This is a genomic window from Domibacillus sp. 8LH, assembly GCF_038806185.1.
Lineage (GTDB): Bacteria > Bacillota > Bacilli > Bacillales > Domibacillaceae > Domibacillus > Domibacillus indicus_A.
This window is the reverse complement of the sequence record NZ_JAVJNG010000007.1, coordinates 34,067-52,756: the sequence shown is the minus strand read 5'-3', so window position 1 is coordinate 52,756 and position 18,690 is coordinate 34,067. Positions and strand designations below refer to the sequence as shown.

At 47.7% G+C, this 18,690-nt stretch carries 14 protein-coding genes, 1 pseudogene and 3 riboswitches; of the genes and pseudogenes, 7 read left to right on the top strand and 8 right to left on the bottom strand.

The window, feature by feature from the left end:
- Positions 1-15: 15 nt before the first annotated feature.
- From galT to RG959_RS11075, 5 genes are all read right to left on the bottom strand, one after another.
- Positions 16-1,494: a UDP-glucose--hexose-1-phosphate uridylyltransferase gene (gene galT, locus RG959_RS11095; RefSeq protein ID WP_342797169.1), complete on the bottom strand. Its 1,479-nt coding sequence runs from the start codon at positions 1,492-1,494 to the stop codon at positions 16-18.
- On the bottom strand, positions 1,491-2,492 hold the full coding sequence (galE, locus tag RG959_RS11090) for a UDP-glucose 4-epimerase GalE (protein ID WP_342797168.1): 1,002 nt from the start codon (positions 2,490-2,492) through the stop codon (positions 1,491-1,493). The genes galT and galE overlap by 4 nt, the downstream gene beginning before the upstream one ends.
- On the bottom strand, positions 2,489-3,670 hold the full coding sequence (locus tag RG959_RS11085; RefSeq protein ID WP_342797167.1) for a galactokinase: 1,182 nt from the start codon (positions 3,668-3,670) through the stop codon (positions 2,489-2,491). The genes galE and RG959_RS11085 overlap by 4 nt, the downstream gene beginning before the upstream one ends.
- Before the next feature lie 186 nt (positions 3,671-3,856).
- Entirely contained in the window at positions 3,857-4,732 is an 876-nt protein-coding gene (locus RG959_RS11080; RefSeq protein WP_342797166.1) for an amidase, read from the bottom strand.
- A gap of 43 nt (positions 4,733-4,775) precedes the next feature.
- Positions 4,776-4,863, bottom strand: a riboswitch (cyclic di-GMP riboswitch).
- Positions 4,864-4,921: 58 nt separating this feature from the next.
- The gene (locus tag RG959_RS11075) at positions 4,922-5,662 is read right to left on the bottom strand and encodes a sulfite exporter TauE/SafE family protein (protein WP_342797165.1); all 741 of its coding nucleotides are present in this window, start codon (positions 5,660-5,662) and stop codon (positions 4,922-4,924) included.
- A 160-nt stretch (positions 5,663-5,822) separates the two neighbouring features.
- Between RG959_RS11075 and RG959_RS11070 the strand changes: the two genes are divergently transcribed.
- Positions 5,823-6,089, top strand: a complete 267-nt coding sequence (locus tag RG959_RS11070; RefSeq protein WP_242235144.1) for a YiaA/YiaB family inner membrane protein — start codon at positions 5,823-5,825, stop codon at positions 6,087-6,089.
- 133 nt (positions 6,090-6,222) lie between these two features.
- Positions 6,223-6,873, top strand: coding sequence for a DsbA family oxidoreductase (locus RG959_RS11065; RefSeq protein WP_342797164.1), 651 nt, complete (start codon positions 6,223-6,225; stop codon positions 6,871-6,873).
- Between the two features lie 67 nt (positions 6,874-6,940).
- Here the strand turns inward: RG959_RS11065 and RG959_RS11060 are convergent, their stop codons facing one another.
- The 3 genes and pseudogenes from RG959_RS11060 to RG959_RS11050 all read right to left on the bottom strand — a co-directional run bounded on the left by RG959_RS11060 (position 6,941) and on the right by RG959_RS11050 (position 9,924).
- Complete coding sequence (locus RG959_RS11060; RefSeq protein ID WP_342797163.1) at positions 6,941-8,005, bottom strand: ATP-binding protein; 1,065 nt, start codon at positions 8,003-8,005, stop codon at positions 6,941-6,943.
- 338 nt (positions 8,006-8,343) lie between these two features.
- A pseudogene (locus RG959_RS11055) lies at positions 8,344-8,756 on the bottom strand (ASCH domain-containing protein).
- Positions 8,749-9,924, bottom strand: coding sequence for an MFS transporter (locus RG959_RS11050; protein ID WP_342797162.1), 1,176 nt, complete (start codon positions 9,922-9,924; stop codon positions 8,749-8,751). Before RG959_RS11050 ends, RG959_RS11055 begins: the two are co-directional and overlap by 8 nt.
- A 184-nt stretch (positions 9,925-10,108) precedes the next feature.
- A riboswitch (guanidine-I (ykkC/yxkD leader) is annotated at positions 10,109-10,204 on the top strand.
- Positions 10,205-10,270: 66 nt separating this feature from the next.
- Between RG959_RS11050 and RG959_RS11045 the strand changes: the two genes are divergently transcribed.
- The 5 genes from RG959_RS11045 (at position 10,271) to atzF (ending at position 18,669) form a co-directional block, all read left to right on the top strand.
- Positions 10,271-11,632 carry an APC family permease gene (locus tag RG959_RS11045; RefSeq protein WP_483298876.1) on the top strand — a complete coding sequence of 454 codons (1,362 nt, stop codon included), beginning with the start codon at positions 10,271-10,273 and terminating at the stop codon, positions 11,630-11,632.
- Positions 11,633-11,721: 89 nt separating this feature from the next.
- Positions 11,722-11,828: riboswitch (guanidine-I (ykkC/yxkD leader) on the top strand.
- An 84-nt stretch (positions 11,829-11,912) separates the two neighbouring features.
- Complete coding sequence (locus tag RG959_RS11040; protein WP_342797160.1) at positions 11,913-12,641, top strand: urea amidolyase associated protein UAAP1; 729 nt, start codon at positions 11,913-11,915, stop codon at positions 12,639-12,641.
- Positions 12,641-13,294, top strand: coding sequence for an urea amidolyase associated protein UAAP2 (locus RG959_RS11035; protein WP_342797159.1), 654 nt, complete (start codon positions 12,641-12,643; stop codon positions 13,292-13,294). Before RG959_RS11040 ends, RG959_RS11035 begins: the two co-directional genes overlap by 1 nt.
- 13 nt (positions 13,295-13,307) lie before the next feature.
- Positions 13,308-16,964, top strand: a complete 3,657-nt coding sequence (gene uca, locus RG959_RS11030) for an urea carboxylase (protein ID WP_342797158.1) — start codon at positions 13,308-13,310, stop codon at positions 16,962-16,964.
- Complete coding sequence (gene atzF / locus RG959_RS11025; RefSeq protein WP_342797157.1) at positions 16,924-18,669, top strand: allophanate hydrolase; 1,746 nt, start codon at positions 16,924-16,926, stop codon at positions 18,667-18,669. The genes uca and atzF overlap by 41 nt, the downstream gene beginning before the upstream one ends.
- Positions 18,670-18,690 lie beyond the last annotated feature (21 nt).

The following is an 18,690-nucleotide window of genomic DNA, read 5'->3' as shown; positions in this document are numbered from 1 at the left end:
TCTCATTCCAATCGGTTAAAGTCGGTTCAAGAAACGGCTAAACCCGTCCTTCCCTTCTTTTGTCTGCTTAAATACCCCGCAGTCTTCCAGGCCTCGTAAAAATTTAGCCGCAACAGCCTGATGAACAAATTCTTCAGCGTCGACCCGGCTGTCATACGTTGACCGGAGCTCTTCCGCCCAGTCACGGTGTTCACTTTTAACCTGTTCTAACCCGCCGGCCACGAACGCGGCGACTTCAGCTAAATCCTCTTTTAAGCGTGCCGGCAACACAGCAAGCCCCATCACTTCAATGAGTCCGATGTTTTCACGCTTAATATGGTGAATGTCGGCATGCGGATGAAACAAGCCCATTGGATGCTCTTCCGTCGTTCGGTTATTGCGCAGCACGAGGTCGAGCTCGAAGAAGGCGCCGCGTTTTCGCGCGATGGGTGTAATCGTATTGTGAGGAGTATCCCCCGTACATGACTGAATGCCGCACGCTTCATCATCATATGCTTTCCATGTGGAGAGTACGTATTCAGCTGCCGCTGCCAGCTCGCTGCGGTCTCCGCTTTTCAGCCGGATCACAGACATCGGCCAATACAGTGTGGCTCCGTGTACGGACGGAAACTGTTTCATTGAAAAAACGTGTTCCTCTCTTGCTTTTGCCATGGCAAATTCATAGCGGCCGCCCTGGTAATGGTCGTGTGTTAAAATCGAGCCGCCGACAATCGGCAGGTCGGCGTTAGACCCGGCAAAATAGTGCGGAAATTGATGGACAAAATCGAGCAGGCGGTCAAACCCGGCCCGGTCAATCTTCATATCACGATGCTCACCTGAAAGCAAAATACAATGCTCATTGTAGTACACATATGGAGAGTATTGAAGAAACCATTCCTCACTGCCAAGCGTTACCGGTACAATCCGGTGATTGGCGCGGGCTGGATGGTTTGCATGCCCTTTGTATCCCTCGTTTTCCACGCATAAAAGACACTTTGGATAGTGCGTTTCCGGCTCCGGACGCAGTTTCGCCCGGGCAATTTCAGCCGGATCTTTTTCCGGCTTCGATAGATTAATCGTAATATCCAGTTCACCGTAGTCCGTTGCCGCTTTATACGAAACATTTTTGGCAATCCGTTTTGTCTGGATGTAATTGGACGCCTCGCTCAAGCTGTAGAAAAAGTCTGTTGCCTGCTGCGGGTCATCCGAATAGCGTTCCCAAAAAGAATAAGCGATTTGCGATGGCTTGGATACAAAAATATTCATAAGATCCGCTGCAAATATCTCTTTATCTTCTAGGAACGGCGGCACGATCCCCTTCGCTTCAGCTTCTTCTGTCAGCCGTTCTACAAGCTCTGGAATGGTCAGTGCCGATACGTTTTCCTCCGGCTTAATAAAATCGTTTTGCTTGAGCAGAGCGAGCAGCCGGTTTCTTGCATACACCTGGTCGCGCTTTTCAATCAGCCCGGCCTGCCAGGCTTTTCGGATAAGCTCCTCTACATAAGCAAAAATCATAAACGAGCCGCTCCTTTGTAGCCATGTGGATGATGCTCATGCCAATTCCAGGCGTCACGGATAATTGTTGAAATATCTGTCCGGGACGGCGACCAGCCGAGTAGCGTCCGCGCTTTTTCAGAAGAAGCGATTAAAACAGCCGGATCTCCCGCACGCTTTTCGCCGATGACCACAGGGATAGGATGCCCAGTTACCGCACGTGCTGCTTCCACAATTTCTTTCACAGAAAACCCTTGATTGGAGCCTAGATTAAAAATGTTGCTCTCGCCGCCCGCTTTCAAGTAATCAAGCGCTAAAACGTGCGCGTCCACTAAATCTTCCACATGGATATAATCGCGAATGCACGTGCCGTCTTCTGTTGGGTAATCCTCTCCAAAAATCGTGATATATTCCCGCTGCTCATTGGCTACCTGCAGGACGACCGGAATCAAATGTGTTTCCGGATCATGGTCTTCCCCAATCACACCCGATTCGCTCGCGCCGGCCACGTTAAAGTACCGCAGTGAAACAAACTTGATGCCATGTGCCGCATCACACCACTTCATCATCCGTTCCATCGCCAGCTTTGTTTCCCCGTATGCGCTTGTTGGATCATTCGGCGCTTTTTCGGTGATGGGCATTTCTTTTTGTTCTCCATATGTAGCAGCGGAAGAAGAAAAAACAATATGCTTCACTCCGTGCTTTGTCATCGTTTCAAGCAGCACCTGCGTGCCAAATACATTATTATCATAATACTTGAGTGGATTTTCCATTGACTCCCCTACAAGTGAATTCGCAGCAAAATGAACGACCTGCTCAACCTGTTCTTTCTCGAATACATCATTTAAAAATTGACGATCTCGAATGTCTCCAATGTGAAAGGAAACACCGTCCGGCACGGAAGCCGCATGACCTGTTTCAAGACTATCAATTACCACAACATCCCGCTTTTGCGCCAAGAGAGCCCGCACCGCATGGGATCCTACATACCCTGCTCCACCTATTACAGCTATACTCATCCTATTTCCTCCTTAACTAGTTCGCGCGCACCGCCGCCGATATGAGCCATGTAGAATTCGGCACGAATGCCGCATTCCTCCTCATACCGCTTTCCAACTTCACTGACAAATGATTCGATATTTTCATTGTTCACAATCGCAATAGCACAGCCGCCAAATCCGGCGCCTGTCATGCGCGCACCGATTACGCCGGGCTGCTTCCACGCTGTGTGCACGAGCGTATCAAGCTCTTTTCCTGTTACCTCATAATCTTGTTCGAGCGAATCATGCGATTGGTTCATAAGCCGGCCCACCGCTTCCACGTTTCCTTCTTTGAGTTTGTTCAGCGCCTCAATCGTCCGCGCATTTTCATAAACCGCATGACGGGCACGTTTTTCTAAAACAGCATCACCAATGACTGCTTTGTTCTGCTCAAATCGGTCCGGTGTCAGCTCGCCAAGCGACTTTATATCCATTCGTTTTTGAAGCCGGCTTAACGCTTCCTCACATTCACTGCGCCGCTCATTGTATTTAGACGAAGCAAGCTCACGGCGCTTGTTCGTATTCATTATAACAATGCTTGCATTCGGAAGCTCGATTGGCGCGTACTCATAATGAAGCGTTTCACAATCAAGCCAGATCGCTGCCCCTGTTTTCCCCATTCCAATCGCAAATTGATCCATAATGCCGCTGTTGACGCCAATGTAATGATTTTCAACCCTTTGGCCGATTTTCACCATTTCGATCCGATCTATATTCAAGTTAAACAGTCCTTCTAACATGACACCCGTTGCCATTTCAATGGAGGCTGAAGAAGAAAGGCCGGCTCCATTCGGAATATTGCCGTAAAAAAGAACATCATATCCGGTGTCGATTGCACAGCCATCTTCCTGCATCAGCTTTGTCATGCCTTTTGGGTAATTGGTCCATCCGTCCTCTTCCTTGTAGTCAAGCGCATCAAGCGATCCTTCCACAATTCCCCGTTCACTAAAATTAGCAGAATAAAAGCGAAGTCTGCGGTCTTCCCTTTTGGCTGCGAGCGCATACGTCCCGAATGTAATCGCAAGCGGAAATACGTGCCCGCCATTATAATCCGTATGTTCTCCAATCAAGTTAATACGCCCGGGTGCAAAAAAGACTCGTTCAGCTGGCTTGTTAAAAATGTCTGCAAATCGTTGTCCCATTTCCTCGATCCTCATGAAAGCGCCTCCTTTTTCTTTTATTTTAATTAATTTTTAGTAAAAGTCAAAATAATTTTTAGTAAAAAAATAGTGTTTGCTAAATTTCAGCCTTCGTTTTTACTCAAGAATCCAAATAACTTAACAAATAAGAACTTTTACATATAAAAAAAGATCCGTCTTTTTAAAAGACGGACCTTTTTTATTTTACGGATTCATCGTCATCCAGCTTCCTACATGGTGGACAGCTGTTCCATTGAATCCTGGTGTATTTGTGTAGTAAGACTGTACTTTTGTCAGCTCCTGCTGCATAAAAGCTTCTCCTTCTTCAAAAAAGGAGATGCTGTCGCCTTCGGTTGTTTCTCCTGTTTCTACACCGACCACAATTGCTTTTCCATATTCTCCAGCCATCGCAATCTCATTTTTTACAACACCAATAATAAATGATGCATCATCGCGGTAAGCCATAATGGTTACACTGTTTGTATTTGCAATAACCCATTCTGCCAGCATGCCGGCTCCATATGTGTTTTTGTAGCGAATTTCATCAAACCAAAACGGCATGTCCACTTCAAGTGGAAGCTTCAAGGATGCAGTGCTCGTTTTCGCACGCTGTAGTAGTGCCTGGTATGATTTAATCGTTCCAGCCTGATTGGATGTCCAGCCGCTGTAAAGATATGGTTCCACATCTAGATGAACGCCCGCAAATTTTTGATCAGCGGTTGATCCGCTTTGATATTGCCCAAGCCAGTTCATCAACTGATTTTGGCTTGTATATCCTTTCGGTGCTACCCAAGACGGCGCTCCATCCAGTGCATAAATGCGCATGCCTTTTGCAGCTGCTTTTTGAATAAAACTGCGGTACACGCCTGCAGGAATGTCACGGTCAATTTGTACGTATACTTTATTCAGCTGTTTGCTTTCTAAAAAAGCAAGTGTTCCTGCTTCATCATTGACAATCATCCACGGATTCCACAGCCACGTCGCCTGATCGCCTGCAGCGGCTGCCTCCGTTTTTGTTTGCTGGATTCCAGCGGCCAAAAGAACAAAAAGGGACAACAAGACGACTATTTTTTTCAACACAAAAAGCCCTCCATTCTGTAAGCCTAGACTCACAGAATGAGAGCCTGGCAACCTGACGACCATATGCTTTTCAGCAGTTAGGCTCACGGCTTTGCGTCCTATCCTTTCGGAGTAGTTTGCCTTTTTCAGATGTATTTTATAAATATATTATAAAACCTTCATGCTCTTTTGACTAGTGCTTTTGGAAGATTACATTAATAACAGGACTGCAGCCATAGTTGGTGTTAAAATAACCGCGGATTTTAATACAGGCTGAGGTAAAATATTGGTGAATTTCGCTCCGATATAAGCGCCAAAAGCCGTGCCGACAAGCACTTTCAGCAATAATGTGAAATCAATAAAGCCTTCTGACAGATAGCCGATCCCCCCTCCAATGGCGAGCGGCAAAATCACAAGCATTGTCGTTCCAACCGACTGTCGGATCGTTAAATGAAGCAGGACCATTAAGCCAATTTGAATAAATGGAGCAGATCCAATGCCGAACGTACCAGACAAAGTACCCGCAAGCAATCCAAGGAAAATACTTTTCATCCAAATAACATGACTTTTCTCATCTAAATGTTTGGACGTGTCTTTTAAAAAGAACAGCTTTACAAAAAGCAAAAAAGCGGACAAAAACAGCATGCCCGCTGTTAGCCAGTGGAGAGATTCTTCCGGGATAACAGCCGCGATTTTAGCACCGCCAAATGAGCCGGCTGCCGCAAAGGCGCCGATAATCAGGCCGACTTTCAAATGAATATTTCCTTCTCGATAATGGCTGTAGGCGCCAGATACACTTGTAAAGGCCATCGCCGCAAGAGAGGTCCCAAGCGCCATATGAATCGGCACACTGAAGAAAAGAGTCAGCACAGCAATAACAAATCCCGCTCCGCCCGCTCCGATAAAGCCAAACAGCATGCCAAGCAATAACATCGTAAACATGATTAACAATTTTTTCATCTCCAGCTTTTTTTGTCTTCAATCTCTTTGTTGTTCTCTTTATTTTAACATAGAGGCTTTTTTGGTTGACATTTTCCATTTATAGTTCTTTTCTTCAAATTATGGTATAGTATTAGTATCTGGTGCTAATAAAACTAAGGGAGGAGACAGCATGCAGCGATACCGAAGAAGAAATACCCCTGCTTTTACGTTTTTGGCTTACTTTACTTTTATTGCGGGTGTTGCTTTGTTTTCGATCGGTCTTTTTAATGCGGATATGGAGCTGAATGAAAAAGGCTATTATATTGCCGTTATGATTCTTGTGGCTGTCGGTGCTATTTTGACGCAGAAAGTAACACGCGATAACGCAGAAGACAATGAGATTATTGCGGAAGAAGAAGAACGCAGACGCAGCGGCATAAAGCCTCCTTCTGAATAAAGAAAGTTTAAAAGATGCCTGTACGGCGTCTTTTTTGTTTCACGTGAAACAATGCACAAAATGCAGATTGTTAGACGAACGTGCTCCAACGCTATATAATCAGCCCAAAGGGAGAAGAAAGGAGAAGGTCGCTTTGACGGTAAAAATCAGCGTATATTCTGATTACGTCTGCCCGCTTTGCTTTTTGGCAAAACAGTCACTCTATGAAGTCCTTAAAGAAAAAGATGATATAGATATTCAATGGATCCCTTTCGACCAGTCTGCGCAAGCTGATACCCTTCAAAAGGAAGAACGCATTCTGTATTGGAAAGAAACTGTTTATCCGCTCGCAGAAAAAATGGCTATTCCTATTACTCTGCCGGATGTAACGCCGTATCCCAGTTCCCGCCTTGCGTCTGAAGGATATTATTTTGCAAAGGCGCACGGCAAAGCACGTGAATACACGGACCGGCTGATGGACGCTTTTTTTCAGGAGCAGCAAAACATCGGCCAAGTAGAAGTGCTGTCCCGGCTGGCTGCCGAAATTGGCCTGGATCAGCAGGCATATGAGGAAGCGCTCAAACAGCGCCTGTATGAAGAAACACATAAAAATGAGCTGGACCGTGCCCATAATGAAGCTAATGTGACAAGCGTACCTGCTCTTATCGCCGGTTGTACGAAATTATCTGGTGTTCCCGTAAAAGAAGCACTTAAACAACTCATTAACCAAGAACAAAAACCGAAAAAGAAAAAAGTGACACTGCTTATGAACGGACCATCGTGTGGCATAAACGGGTGTCAATAAAAAAGCCGTCCAGTATGTGGACGGCTTTTTTATTCCTTTGCATGCTGTGCAAAGGCGTTTCATTTTTTCAGTGGGATATAGGCAGTCGAATAGAAAAAGTCGTTCCTTCACCAAGGCGGCTTTCAACCGAAATATGCCCGCCATGTTCATGAATTGTTGTATATACCTGTGTCAGGCCAAGCCCCGTTCCATCTGATTTGCTTGAAAAAAAAGGCGTTCCCAGCATAGAAAGCTTTTCCTCTGGCACTCCTACGCCTGTATCTGCCACTTTAATATACACCCATTGGTTGTCGCAGTAATGGCTAATTTTTATTTTTCCCTTTTCATGAATGGCTTCTAAAGCATTTTTGATTAAATTAAAAAATGCTTTTAAATACAGGTTTTTCTTCCCAAGAATCCGGCTTCCCGGATTACGCAGATCCATTTCCACTTCTACATCGTACAACTTGTCTTGAAATAACAGCATTAATGATTGCAGCTCTTTGCAAAAATCAATCGGTGTAAGCGGTTCGTCCTGCAAGTCCGGCTTTGATACCTGCAATAAGTTTTGCAATGTCATTAACGCTTTATCAAGCTCATTTTCCATTGTCTGTAGATACGGATGAGAATGAGATTCTTTCAACAGCTGTAAAAAGCCTTTTACAGCTGTCAGCGGGTTTTTTACTTCATGAACGATGCCGGCCGCAATCTGCCCGACTGAAGCAAGCTTTTCGCGGTTTTTAAGCATTTTTTCCGCTTCTTTGCGAACGGATATATCCCGAAAAACCGACTGCATCACTTTTCGATTTCCATAGGTAACTGGCCGGCAGTAAAGCTCTGTTTCTACTACAGTGCCGTCTGCACGGATGATTTTTTCTTCAATAAGCGGAGACAATACACCTTCCGTCATGGCTTTTTGAATCCGTTTTTTGATCATGTCATGTGATGATGGCTGAAATACGGATAGAATATTACCGCCAATAAGCGCTTCTTTTGGAGCCCGAAAAAAATCGGTCCCGGATTCATTAATATAAAGAATGTTATAATCAACATGAATCACAATTGTTTCAAGCGAATATTCGATAATATTCTGATACATTTCTTCTTGCTCACCAATGGTTTGATTGATTTGATCGGGCATGGTACCTGTCAATTGCCCCCACTCCTCTTTCCCATATTCCCCCTGTTTCTTTCTTACAATTCGATATCCGCAGGGCTTTTTCCTTTTCAAGCTCAAAAAAACACTTCTTATTTTTATGCGAGCGCTGCCGCCATTATCACTGGCGAAGAAGTAAATATAAACGGCAGACACCACCTCAAAACATCTCTTTTCTTGCTTCTGATTCATCCAGTCTTCGACCAGGACTTCTCTTTTGTGCATACCTGTTTATGACCAATCAGACCCACGTCCAAAATAAATCAAAAAATAAGCTTATCCCTATGATTATGTAACTTGCTGTACTCTTATCGCCATTTTTAAAGCGCTTTCTTTTATGCCCAAAAAACAAATCGCTTACATACGAGCAGCATATTGCCCTGAAATTCCCGGTCCAGCTCCTGAAAAGCAATTGTGAAAAAGTTATTATGCGCTTCGTACCGCTACGTGTATGAACGGTCCCCCTCTCCTTCTGCTTCCGCGAATTCGGCCGGCACTTCATTCATGGGCATGATTTGCGCCTCTGTTGTTTGGATAATAGCTGCCGGTTCCTCCCGGCTGTTTAACAGAATACTGGAATCTCCTTTTTGAGGAAGACGTTCCTGTTCAATTTCATAGAAAACAAGCCGCCGTTTTGATTCCAATGACAAGCCGAGCCGGAATCGGCGCCAAACAACCACGCCGATACAAATGCCGGTTCGCTTTTCCCTTTCCAAAACGAATCCCCATATGCTTTTGCTTTATTCACTTCCAGCCGCCTCTTCGTAGTTTCGAAGCCGGTGCATAGCCGTTATGCCCAGCACAGGGCCAATCCCAAGAACAAAAAAGGCCCATTCCCAGCCTGCATGCACTTGTATCCATGATACCAGATTAATGGATATAATTGTTAACAAAAATCCAATACTCATTTGAAATGTCAGCGCTGTGCCCAAATAATCTCCCTCTGTAAACTCAGAAACGGCTGCTGAAAACTGGGCAGAATCCGCAATAATAGAACATCCCCAAATAGAAGCCACTACCATCATAAGCAGCAGTGAATGTTCAAAAGTGAAGCCAATTACAAATGCACAGACAGCACTCACCCCCATGGCCCAAATAGTCAGCCGGGCACGGCCCACCTTGTCTGCGAGTAAACCGCCGAGCACACACCCAGCTGCACCAGCCAGGCCAATCGTTACAAATGAAAGAAAAGAAGCGTGCGCCAAGCCGCCTTCTGCCATAAAAAGCGGCAGCCATGTCCACATGGCATACAGCTCCCACATGTGCCCGAAATACCCGTAATTCGCCAGCATAACCGGCTTGTTACGCAGTACTTTACCAATCATATTGACCGAGAAAACAGACGGTGTGCCCTGCTGGGGGGCGTCCTGCACAAAACGAATCATAATGACTGCCGACAACACCGATAAAATAGAGCTTAAGAGAATAACCCCTCTCCAATCTACGTTCATCGTCAGAGCTGCCAGCAAATGCGGCAGGGCCGAACCCAGAGTGAGTGCACCAATCACAATGCCAATCGCGAGGCCCCGGTGCTTCGGAAACCAGAGCGTTAATACTTTAACGGCTACCGGGTAAACACCTGCAAGTGCTGCTCCGGTCACAAAACGCAGCAAAATACCGATAAAAGGATGGTCTGCAAACAAAAGCAGGCTGTTGGCAAGCGCTCCTGCCAGCGCTGATATCATAAATAATTTTCTTGCTGGAAATCGGTCAGAAATCCCTAAAACAGCACTTATCAAAGCGCCGGCTGCAAACCCAGCCGGCACGGCAGCCGACACCCATGGTTTATCCGCTTCCGTTAATCCCCATCGGTCTGTCAGATCATTGATCACAGCGGAAGCACTGAACCAAAGGCTGAGCGCAAAGAACACAGCGATAGAGCCCCATGCCAATGCCCTCCATTTTGACTGTTTCATTTCTTGTCCTCCTCTTTCTGTGTCCAGACCATTGTACAAAGAAAAGAAGAAAAAAGGGAACGCAAAAAAGAGTTTTCGAAATATTTTGTTATAAAATCTAACATGTTCGTTGCACACACTCTTTTTTCTCCTTATACTCCGTATTATCAAACAAATAGGGGTTCTTATTATCGCAATCAAGAACAAAGATGCTGCCTAGGGTTCCGGTTGAAAAACGTCTGGTCCGAGAGGGAGCGTACAGTATGTACTGTATACACGGAGGGATAAAAGCCCGGGAGAATTTTACATAAAATTCTCCCGGGCTTTTTTATTTTTCCGCTACATTCGGAAAAGAGGGTGAATGAAGATGACTGAAAAAACGACACTTGCGAAATCACTGAAGCTGCATCAAGTTGTATTTATGGGACTTGCCTGGATGACACCGATGATTTTCTTTACCGTTTACGGCGTTGCATTTGAAGCGGCAGGAGGGATGATGGCCGCTGCTTATATCGTTGCTTTTCTGGCTATTTTCTTTACTGCTTACAGCTACAGCCGCATGGTCAAAGCGTATCCGATGTCAGGTTCTGCTTACACCTATACGAAAAAAGCAATCCATCCCACAGCTGGATTTTTAGTCGGCTGGGCTCTATTAATGGATTATATTTTCTCACCCATCATTGCGGTCTTAACATTTGGCATTTTTATGAATACCGAGTTTCCAGCCATTCCGGTTTTCGTCTGGATTATTGTAATGAATGTGGTGCTTGCGGTCGTTAATATTGTCGGCATCAAGTCCGCCGCACGCGTCAGTGGTATTTCGGTTCTTGTACAAATTGGATTTATCCTGTTGTTCTGCTTATTCATCGTAAAAGATATGGTGACTGGCGACACCGGGTCAAGCTCCCTGTTTTCGCTCGCGCCGTTTTTCGGTGAACATGCTGGACTGGGTGCTGTTTTTTCCGGTGCCGCACTGATCTGCTTCTGCTTTCTCGGATTTGACGCCGTCACCACTATGTCAGAAGAAACGATCGAAGCGGATAAAACGATCCCGAAAGCCATTTTCCTCATTGTGTTTATTGCTGCGGCGATGTACATTGCGATTTCGTATTTAACGCAGGTTGCTTATCCTGACTTTACGTTTACCAATCCCGACAATGCCGCTTACAGCCTTGTACAGCTTGTTGGCGGAAACCTCTTAAGCTCGTTATTTATTATGGTATTGATCATCGCTACGTTTACGCAAGGGGTTTCCTCTGTCACTAGTGTCAGTCGGTTTATGTACGCTTTAGGACGTGAATCGATTCTGCCGGAGAAGCTGTTTACCTCTCTTCATCCGAAATATCAAACACCGGTCGCAAACATCTTGTTTATCGCTGCCGTTTCTTTATCCGCTGTTTTTATTAATTTGGATACAGCCGTTATGTTTGTCAGCTTTGGCGCTTTAACTGCTTTTACATTCGTGAATGTATCGGTTATTGCCCATTACTATATAAAGTTAAAGAAGCGTTCACCGAAAGAAACGTTTTTGTATCTTGTTTTCCCACTGGTCGGTGCCGGGTTTATCGGCTGGCTTCTGACGCTGTTAGATAAGCATACGCTGACGTACGGAGTTATCTGGGTCATTGCCGGCTTCATTTACTGGCAGGCTAGAAAAGCCTGGCTGTCAGCTCAAAGCAAGCAGCGGGATATTCAAACAAAACCGATTGTTCAGCAAAAAACGATGTAAGATAATCTAACATAAACGTTGTTTTCAGTTTTTTCAGATTGTTATACTTGTTGCATAAACCAATAAAGGTTTTCACATCGCGTTGAAAACAAAAAGCTGTCTAGGGTTCCGTTTAAAGAGTTCTTCTTTAAAGCCTGGTCCGAGAGAGAGCGTACAGCTGCTGCTGTATACACGGAAGGATAAAAGCCTGGGAGACGATCATCTCCCGGGCTTTTATCCTTTTTTCATGATTTCATATGAGCGCCCTGCGCTTTGTTCATTCAAAAGGAGGCTGTTTTACATGACTGATATGTTAACAAAGTATATTCCTGCTGGCGGCAAATGGTCCGGCCGGATCAGCCGCGGCAAGTCCATTACATTTACGGCGATGGAAGATGGCGCTAACGTCTCTCTTCTTCTTTATTCCGCCATGGATACGGCAGAGCGCTACAATATGCCGGATACATTAAAAGCTCAGCACACTGCCCACTTAACGACAGGGAACGTGCTGATGAGTGATAACGGGCGCGTGCTGGCCAGCCTCACAGATGACTCACTCGGCTGGCATGATACGATTTCCGGTTACATCTCACGCCGTACCGTCGACGAGCGCTACGGACGAACAACCTATCAGGAAAAACGAAACGACTGGTATCGAAGCGGTGAAGAAAACTTTGCCGTTGAACTGTTCCGAAACGGCCTGACAACACGCGATCTCGTCCCTGTTGTGAATTTGTTTTCCAAAGTGTACTGCACGGAAGACGGCCGCATGCATTTTGTTTCCGGCCATGCCAAAAAAGGCGACTCTGTGACACTGCGGACAGAATTAGATGTTCTACTCGTTTTATCTAATACACCAAATCCGCTTGACCCAAGCCCCGTCTACCCTTCTGTACCGGTGAAAATCGAAATTACAGATGCAGCTCCGGTGCAGGAAGACGACCTTTGCTTGAATCACCGCCCGGAAAACCGGCGCGCGTTTGAAAATACATGGGACCACACAATGCTTACTCAAGGAGGTGTTCGATAATGGCGGTATTACATCATGTTGTGAGTGATCGAAAAGCAGAGGATGCTTTTTACAATAAAACCATCCCAGCGGGAGATGGCTGGACGTATACGCTAGAGCCGGGACAGGTGCTTCGTATTGTCGACTTGGAGGGAAATCAAGCAGCAGACACATTGTTTTATGATGCTGATAATCCGGCGGATCATTACAGTGCGGTCAACACGATTACGTGCCAGGGCAATGTGTATTTAACAACCGGCTCTGTTCTTTTATCTGAATCAGGCAAAGAACTGGTCAAAATTGTGGCTGATACGTGCGGCAGTCACGATACGATCGGCGGCGCCTGCTCAGCACAAAGCAACACAGTGCGCTACTCACACGATACGCTGCCGATGCATAACTGTCGTGACACGTTTATGCTGCAGCTTTCCAAAAAAGATCCACGCTTTACAAAGCGGGATTTAGCTCCTAACGTCAACTTTTTCATGAATGTACCGGTCACACCAGACGGCGGGTTAACCTTTGCTGACGGTGTTTCGGCTCCCGGCTACTACGTGGAAATGCAGGCAGTGAGCCGGACACTTGTCCTAATCAGCAACTGCCCGCAGTTAAACAATCCTTGCAACGCCTATAATCCGACACCGATTCAGCTGCTAATCTGGAATCAAAACTAAAGGAGCGATGACCATGTTTACAAAAGTATTAATTGCCAACCGCGGAGCCATTGCCGTCCGCATTGAACGAACCCTTCGCCAAATGGGTATCGCCTCTGTTGCCGTCTACACGAAAGCAGACCAGGACAGCCTGCATGTTGATTTAGCAGATGAAGCGATTTTAATTGGGGAAGGCGCAGCGAAAGACAGCTATTTAAATGCCGAGCTTATTTTAAACGCCGCTATCCAAACAGGCGCTCAGGCGATTCACCCCGGATACGGATTTCTAAGCGAAAATGCTGATTTTGCCCGTGCCTGCCGCGAAAATGGCATTGCATTTATCGGCCCGACACCAGAACAAATGGAGCTGTTCGGCTTAAAGCATTCTGCCCGTGATATGGCGGAAAAAGCGGGCGTCCCGCTTCTTCCCGGTACAGCACTCATTACAGATCTTCAAACAGCTTTGTCAGAAGCAGCACAAATCGGCTATCCGGTTATGCTGAAAAGCACAGCGGGCGGCGGCGGCATCGGCATGCGTGTCTGCGGGGATGAAACCGCGCTTTGTGACGCCTTCGATTCAGTCTGCCGTCTGGCCGAGACCAACTTTAACAATGGCGGTGTGTTTTTAGAAAAATACATTCAAAAAGCGCGCCATGTAGAAGTGCAAATTTTCGGCAATGAATTCGGTGAGGTGGCCGCGCTTGGCGAGCGGGATTGCTCGATTCAGCGGCGCAATCAAAAAGTCGTTGAGGAAAGCCCGGCTCCCTGCCTCTCTTCTGCGGTCCGTAAACAAATGCTCGACTCTGCCAAGCGTCTTGCAGAAAAAGTCGGCTACCGGAGTGCGGGAACCGTCGAGTTTTTATATGATCCAGAAGCAGAACAGTTTTATTTTCTTGAAGTAAATACCCGGCTTCAAGTCGAGCATGGCGTGACGGAGGAAGTGCTTGGCATCGATTTAGTGGAATGGATGGTGCGCGAGGCAGCAGGCGAATTACGCGGGCTCAGCCACTTGTACAAAGCGCCAAAAGGCCACAGTATTCAAGCTCGCATTTATGCAGAAGACTGCTTGAACGACTTCCGGCCAAGCGGCGGCCAGCTCGACCAGGTCCGCTTTCCTGAACAAGCCCGCATTGAAACATGGGTGCGGGACGGGCTGAACGTGACGTCTCTTTACGACCCTATGCTTGCGAAAGTGATTGTTCATGCCGATACGCGCGAAGAAGCCATCGACAAGCTGCACGCAGCACTTCGTGAAACGCGCCTTTACGGTGTGACAACGAACCTTCAATATATTCAAGCGCTCCTGCGGGAAAACGACTGCCGAAGCGGTCTCGTTCATACCCGTATGCTCGACGGTTTTACACCGGCGGAACAGGCGATTGAAGTGCTTGATGGCGGCATTCAAACGACCGTGCAGGACTGGCCGGGTCGTGTCGGCCACTGGGATGTAGGCGTTCCTCCGTGCGGACCGATGGATCCTTTTTCGTTCCGAATCGGCAATAAACTTTTAGGGAATGAAGACCGGGCTGCTGGTCTTGAACTGACTCTTCGCGGCGGGTCTTACCGTTTCCGCGGCGATACTGCTTTTTGCCTGACAGGAGCGGACATGAAGGCTGTACTGAATAAAGAAGCGGTGCCTATGTATACGGTTGTGCAGGCAAAGCGCGGACAGGTGCTGACGTTCGGTGAAGCCGAAACAGGCATGCGCACTTACTTCCTCGTCGCAGGCGGGTTAGATATGCCGCTTCACCTCGGCAGTGCAGCAACGTTTACCCTTGGCGGATTCGGCGGACATGGCGGACGGGCGCTGCGGACAGGAGATGTTTTGCAGGTTCATCCTGTTTCCCTTCCTTCTCCTGCGGCGCTTGCGGTAGACAAACAGCCGGTTTTAACAAAAGAATGGACTATTGGTGTGATCCCAGGCCCTCATTGTACAACTGAATTTTTATTGCCGGAATACTTGGAGCAGCTCACTGAAACAAGCTGGGAAGTTCACTTTAACAGCTCGCGCACTGGTGTCCGTTTAATTGGGCCTGCCCCGCTCTGGACACGTGAAGACGGCGGTGAAGCCGGCCTTCATCCGTCTAATATTCATGATAATGCGTATGCCATCGGAACACTTGATTTAACAGGTGACATGCCGATTTTACTTGGTCCGGACGGGCCGAGCCTGGGCGGATTTGTCTGCCCGGTCACAACGGCTTCCGCAGAATTTTGGAAGATCGGCCAGCTGCATGCCGGCGACCGCATCCGTTTTCAGCTGTTGACGCTCCAGGAAGCCGAAGTTCTTCGCCAGGCACAAGAGCAGCACTTGAATGCCAGTGGGTTACAGGAAGCGTCTTCTCTGCTTCCATCGCTTCCGGAAAAAGCGGCCCGCCTTACGCCGGATTATCCGATTCTCGTTGAGCAGTCAACGGGCAGCTTCCCGATGACGATCCGGGCAGCAGGCGACGAGCACGTACTGGTTGAATATGGGGAGATGGAGCTTGACCTTCTGCTTCGTTTTCAAGTTCACGCTTTAATGGAAGCCGTTCAAGCACGCTCTGACATTCCGGTTCTTGATTTGACGCCGGGTATCCGTTCTTTGCAGGTTCATATCGATGCTTCCAAAATGTCGATCACGGAGCTTTGCGAAGTTCTCGCAGCCATCGATGAAAAGCTTCCACCGCTTGAAGAAATTGAAGTGCCATCGCGCATCGTCCGACTTCCCCTTTCCTGGGATGATCCGGCGACGCAGCTGGCCATCGAGCGCTATCAGAAAAACGTCCGCCCTGACGCTCCGTGGTGCCCGAGCAACCTCGAATTTATCCGCCGGGTCAACGGGTTAAACGACATCGAAGATGTAAAACGTATCGTATTTGACGCCAATTATCTTGTTCTCGGCCTGGGAGATGTGTACCTCGGTGCCCCTGTCGCAACGCCGGTCGACCCACGCCACCGGCTTGTGACCACTAAATACAACCCGGCTCGTACATGGACGCCGGAAAACGCAGTAGGGATTGGCGGTGCCTACATGTGTGTATACGGCATGGAAGGACCAGGAGGCTATCAGTTTGTCGGCCGTACCGTACAGGTTTGGAACCGGCTTCGTGAAACCGAAAGCTTCCAGGCTGGCAAGCCGTGGCTGCTCCGTTTCTTCGACCAAATTCAATTTTATCCGGTTAGTGCGGACGAACTGCTTGAAATGCGTGAAGACTTCCTGCGCGGACGTTTTGAAATCGACATTACGGAAACCACCTTTAAACTCGGCGACTATTTAGCTTTTCTCGAATCCATTGAAGAAAGCGCCCAAGAATTCCGCCAAACACAGCAGGCTGCTTTCCATGCCGAGCGGGAAAGCTGGCGCGAGCTTGGCCTTACGGAATATGTGTCCGAACACGAAGCAGCAGAGCCAGCGGAAGAAACCATTCCGGAAGGAGCGGAAGCGGTCCGCTGCTCAATGCCTGGAAGTGTGTGGAAGGTTCTTGTTTCTCCAGGAGACGAAGTGAAGAAAGGAGATACACTTATCATTGAAGAAAGCATGAAAATGGAATTTCCCCAGCCGGCTCCATGTGATGGCTTTGTCGAGTCTGTTTATGTAGCGCCGGGAGATGAAGTTCATGCGGGACAGTTGATTGTTTCCATTACCAAAGAAAAGCGAGGTGCTTTTGATGCAGACGATAAACCTGCCGAAAACGTTATCCATTCGTGAGTTAAAGAAGGGCTACCAATCTGGCAGCTTAAAGCCGGAGACGGTCGTTGAAAAAATTATCGAACGGTCTGAGACTGACCGGGACATGAATATTTGGATTACACCGCCGTCCTGGAGCTTCATCCGCCCTTACGTAGAGCGGTTAAAGACTATCGATCCATCCCAGGCACCGCTTTGGGGCATTCCATTTGCCATTAAAGACAACATCGACCTTGCTGGTGTGGCGACAACAGCGGGGTGTGCAGAATTTGCTTACACACCCGATGAACATGCAACCGTCGTTGGGCGCTTGATTGACGCCGGTGCTATTCCAGTCGGAAAAACAAACCTAGACCAATTTGCGACTGGCCTCGTTGGAACAAGAAGCCCGTATGGCGAAACGCAAAATGCGCTGAACCCCGATTTAATCAGCGGCGGTTCAAGTGCGGGCTCCGCCGTATCCGTCGCCCGCGGCCAGGCGGCTTTTTCACTCGGCACAGACACAGCAGGATCTGGACGCGTACCGGCCGGGCTCAACCGATTGATCGGCTACAAGCCGAGCCTGGGTGCATGGCCGGTCAAAGGCGTCGTTCCGGCGTGTGCTAGCCTTGATTGTGTAACGGTTTTTGCCAACAGCTTAGATGATGCAGATCTTGTCGATCAAGCTGCCCGCGGCTTTGATGCCCGGGACCCATGGTCGAAACAGATTACACGCCAGGCATCAGCGCTTCCCCAAAAAATATTAGTACCAAGCGAATTGCCAGTTTTTTACGGACCATTCGCAGATCAATACAAACAAGCCTGGCAGCATACGTTAGAAAAGCTGCATGCGCTCGGTCTGCCTGTTGAATCGATCGATGTTACCTACCTTTCCGAGGCGGCAGCTGTTTTATACGACGGCCCGTGGGTAGCAGAGCGCTGGGCTGATTTGGGCTCGTTCATTAACGAGCATCAAAGTGTCGTATTCCCGGTAACAGAAACCGTATTACGATCCGGAGCTAAGCCGGAATATGACGCAGCCTCCGTTTTCAATGCGATGCATACGCTTCAGGCGTTTAAACAAAGAGCCCATCAGCAGCTTCAAGATGCCGTTTTAATTATGCCGACAGCCGGCGGTACGTGGACACGCGAAGAGGTTCGCCATAACCCTGTTCAAACAAACAGTCAAATGGGGCTTTATACAAATCACTGCAATTTGCTCGATTTGTCCGCTGTGAACATTCCGGCCGAAGACGCAGCCCAAAACGTGCCGTTTGGCATTACACTGTTTTCAGGACCGAGAGATGAGCATTTGATTTCGGGCTTCGCCGGCTTGTTTTTGCACGGCCGCCGCGTGCCTGAAAAACCATCCACGACGCTCGTTGCTGTCTGCGGCCTTCATATGAAAGGATTTCCGCTTGAAAAGCAAATGCTCGAGCACGAAGCCAGTTTTGTCCGGGAAGCAAAAACAGCTCCTGACTATAAGCTTGTAGAGCTCGATACCATGCCGAAAAAACCGGGGCTCATTCGAACAACAGAGGATGGCTTCTCTATTGAACTGGAATTGTGGGAAATGCCTATTTCTCAATTAGGGTCATTTGTTTCCCTTATTCCGTCGCCGCTTGGTTTTGGCACTATTGAGCTCGAAGATGGCACACATGTGCAGGGATTCTTGTGTGAAGCAAGCGCGGCAGCGGCCGGAAAAGATATCTCTTCCCTCGGCGGATGGCGATATCGCCAAAACTAAAAAGCTTCAGCGGCATTAAGC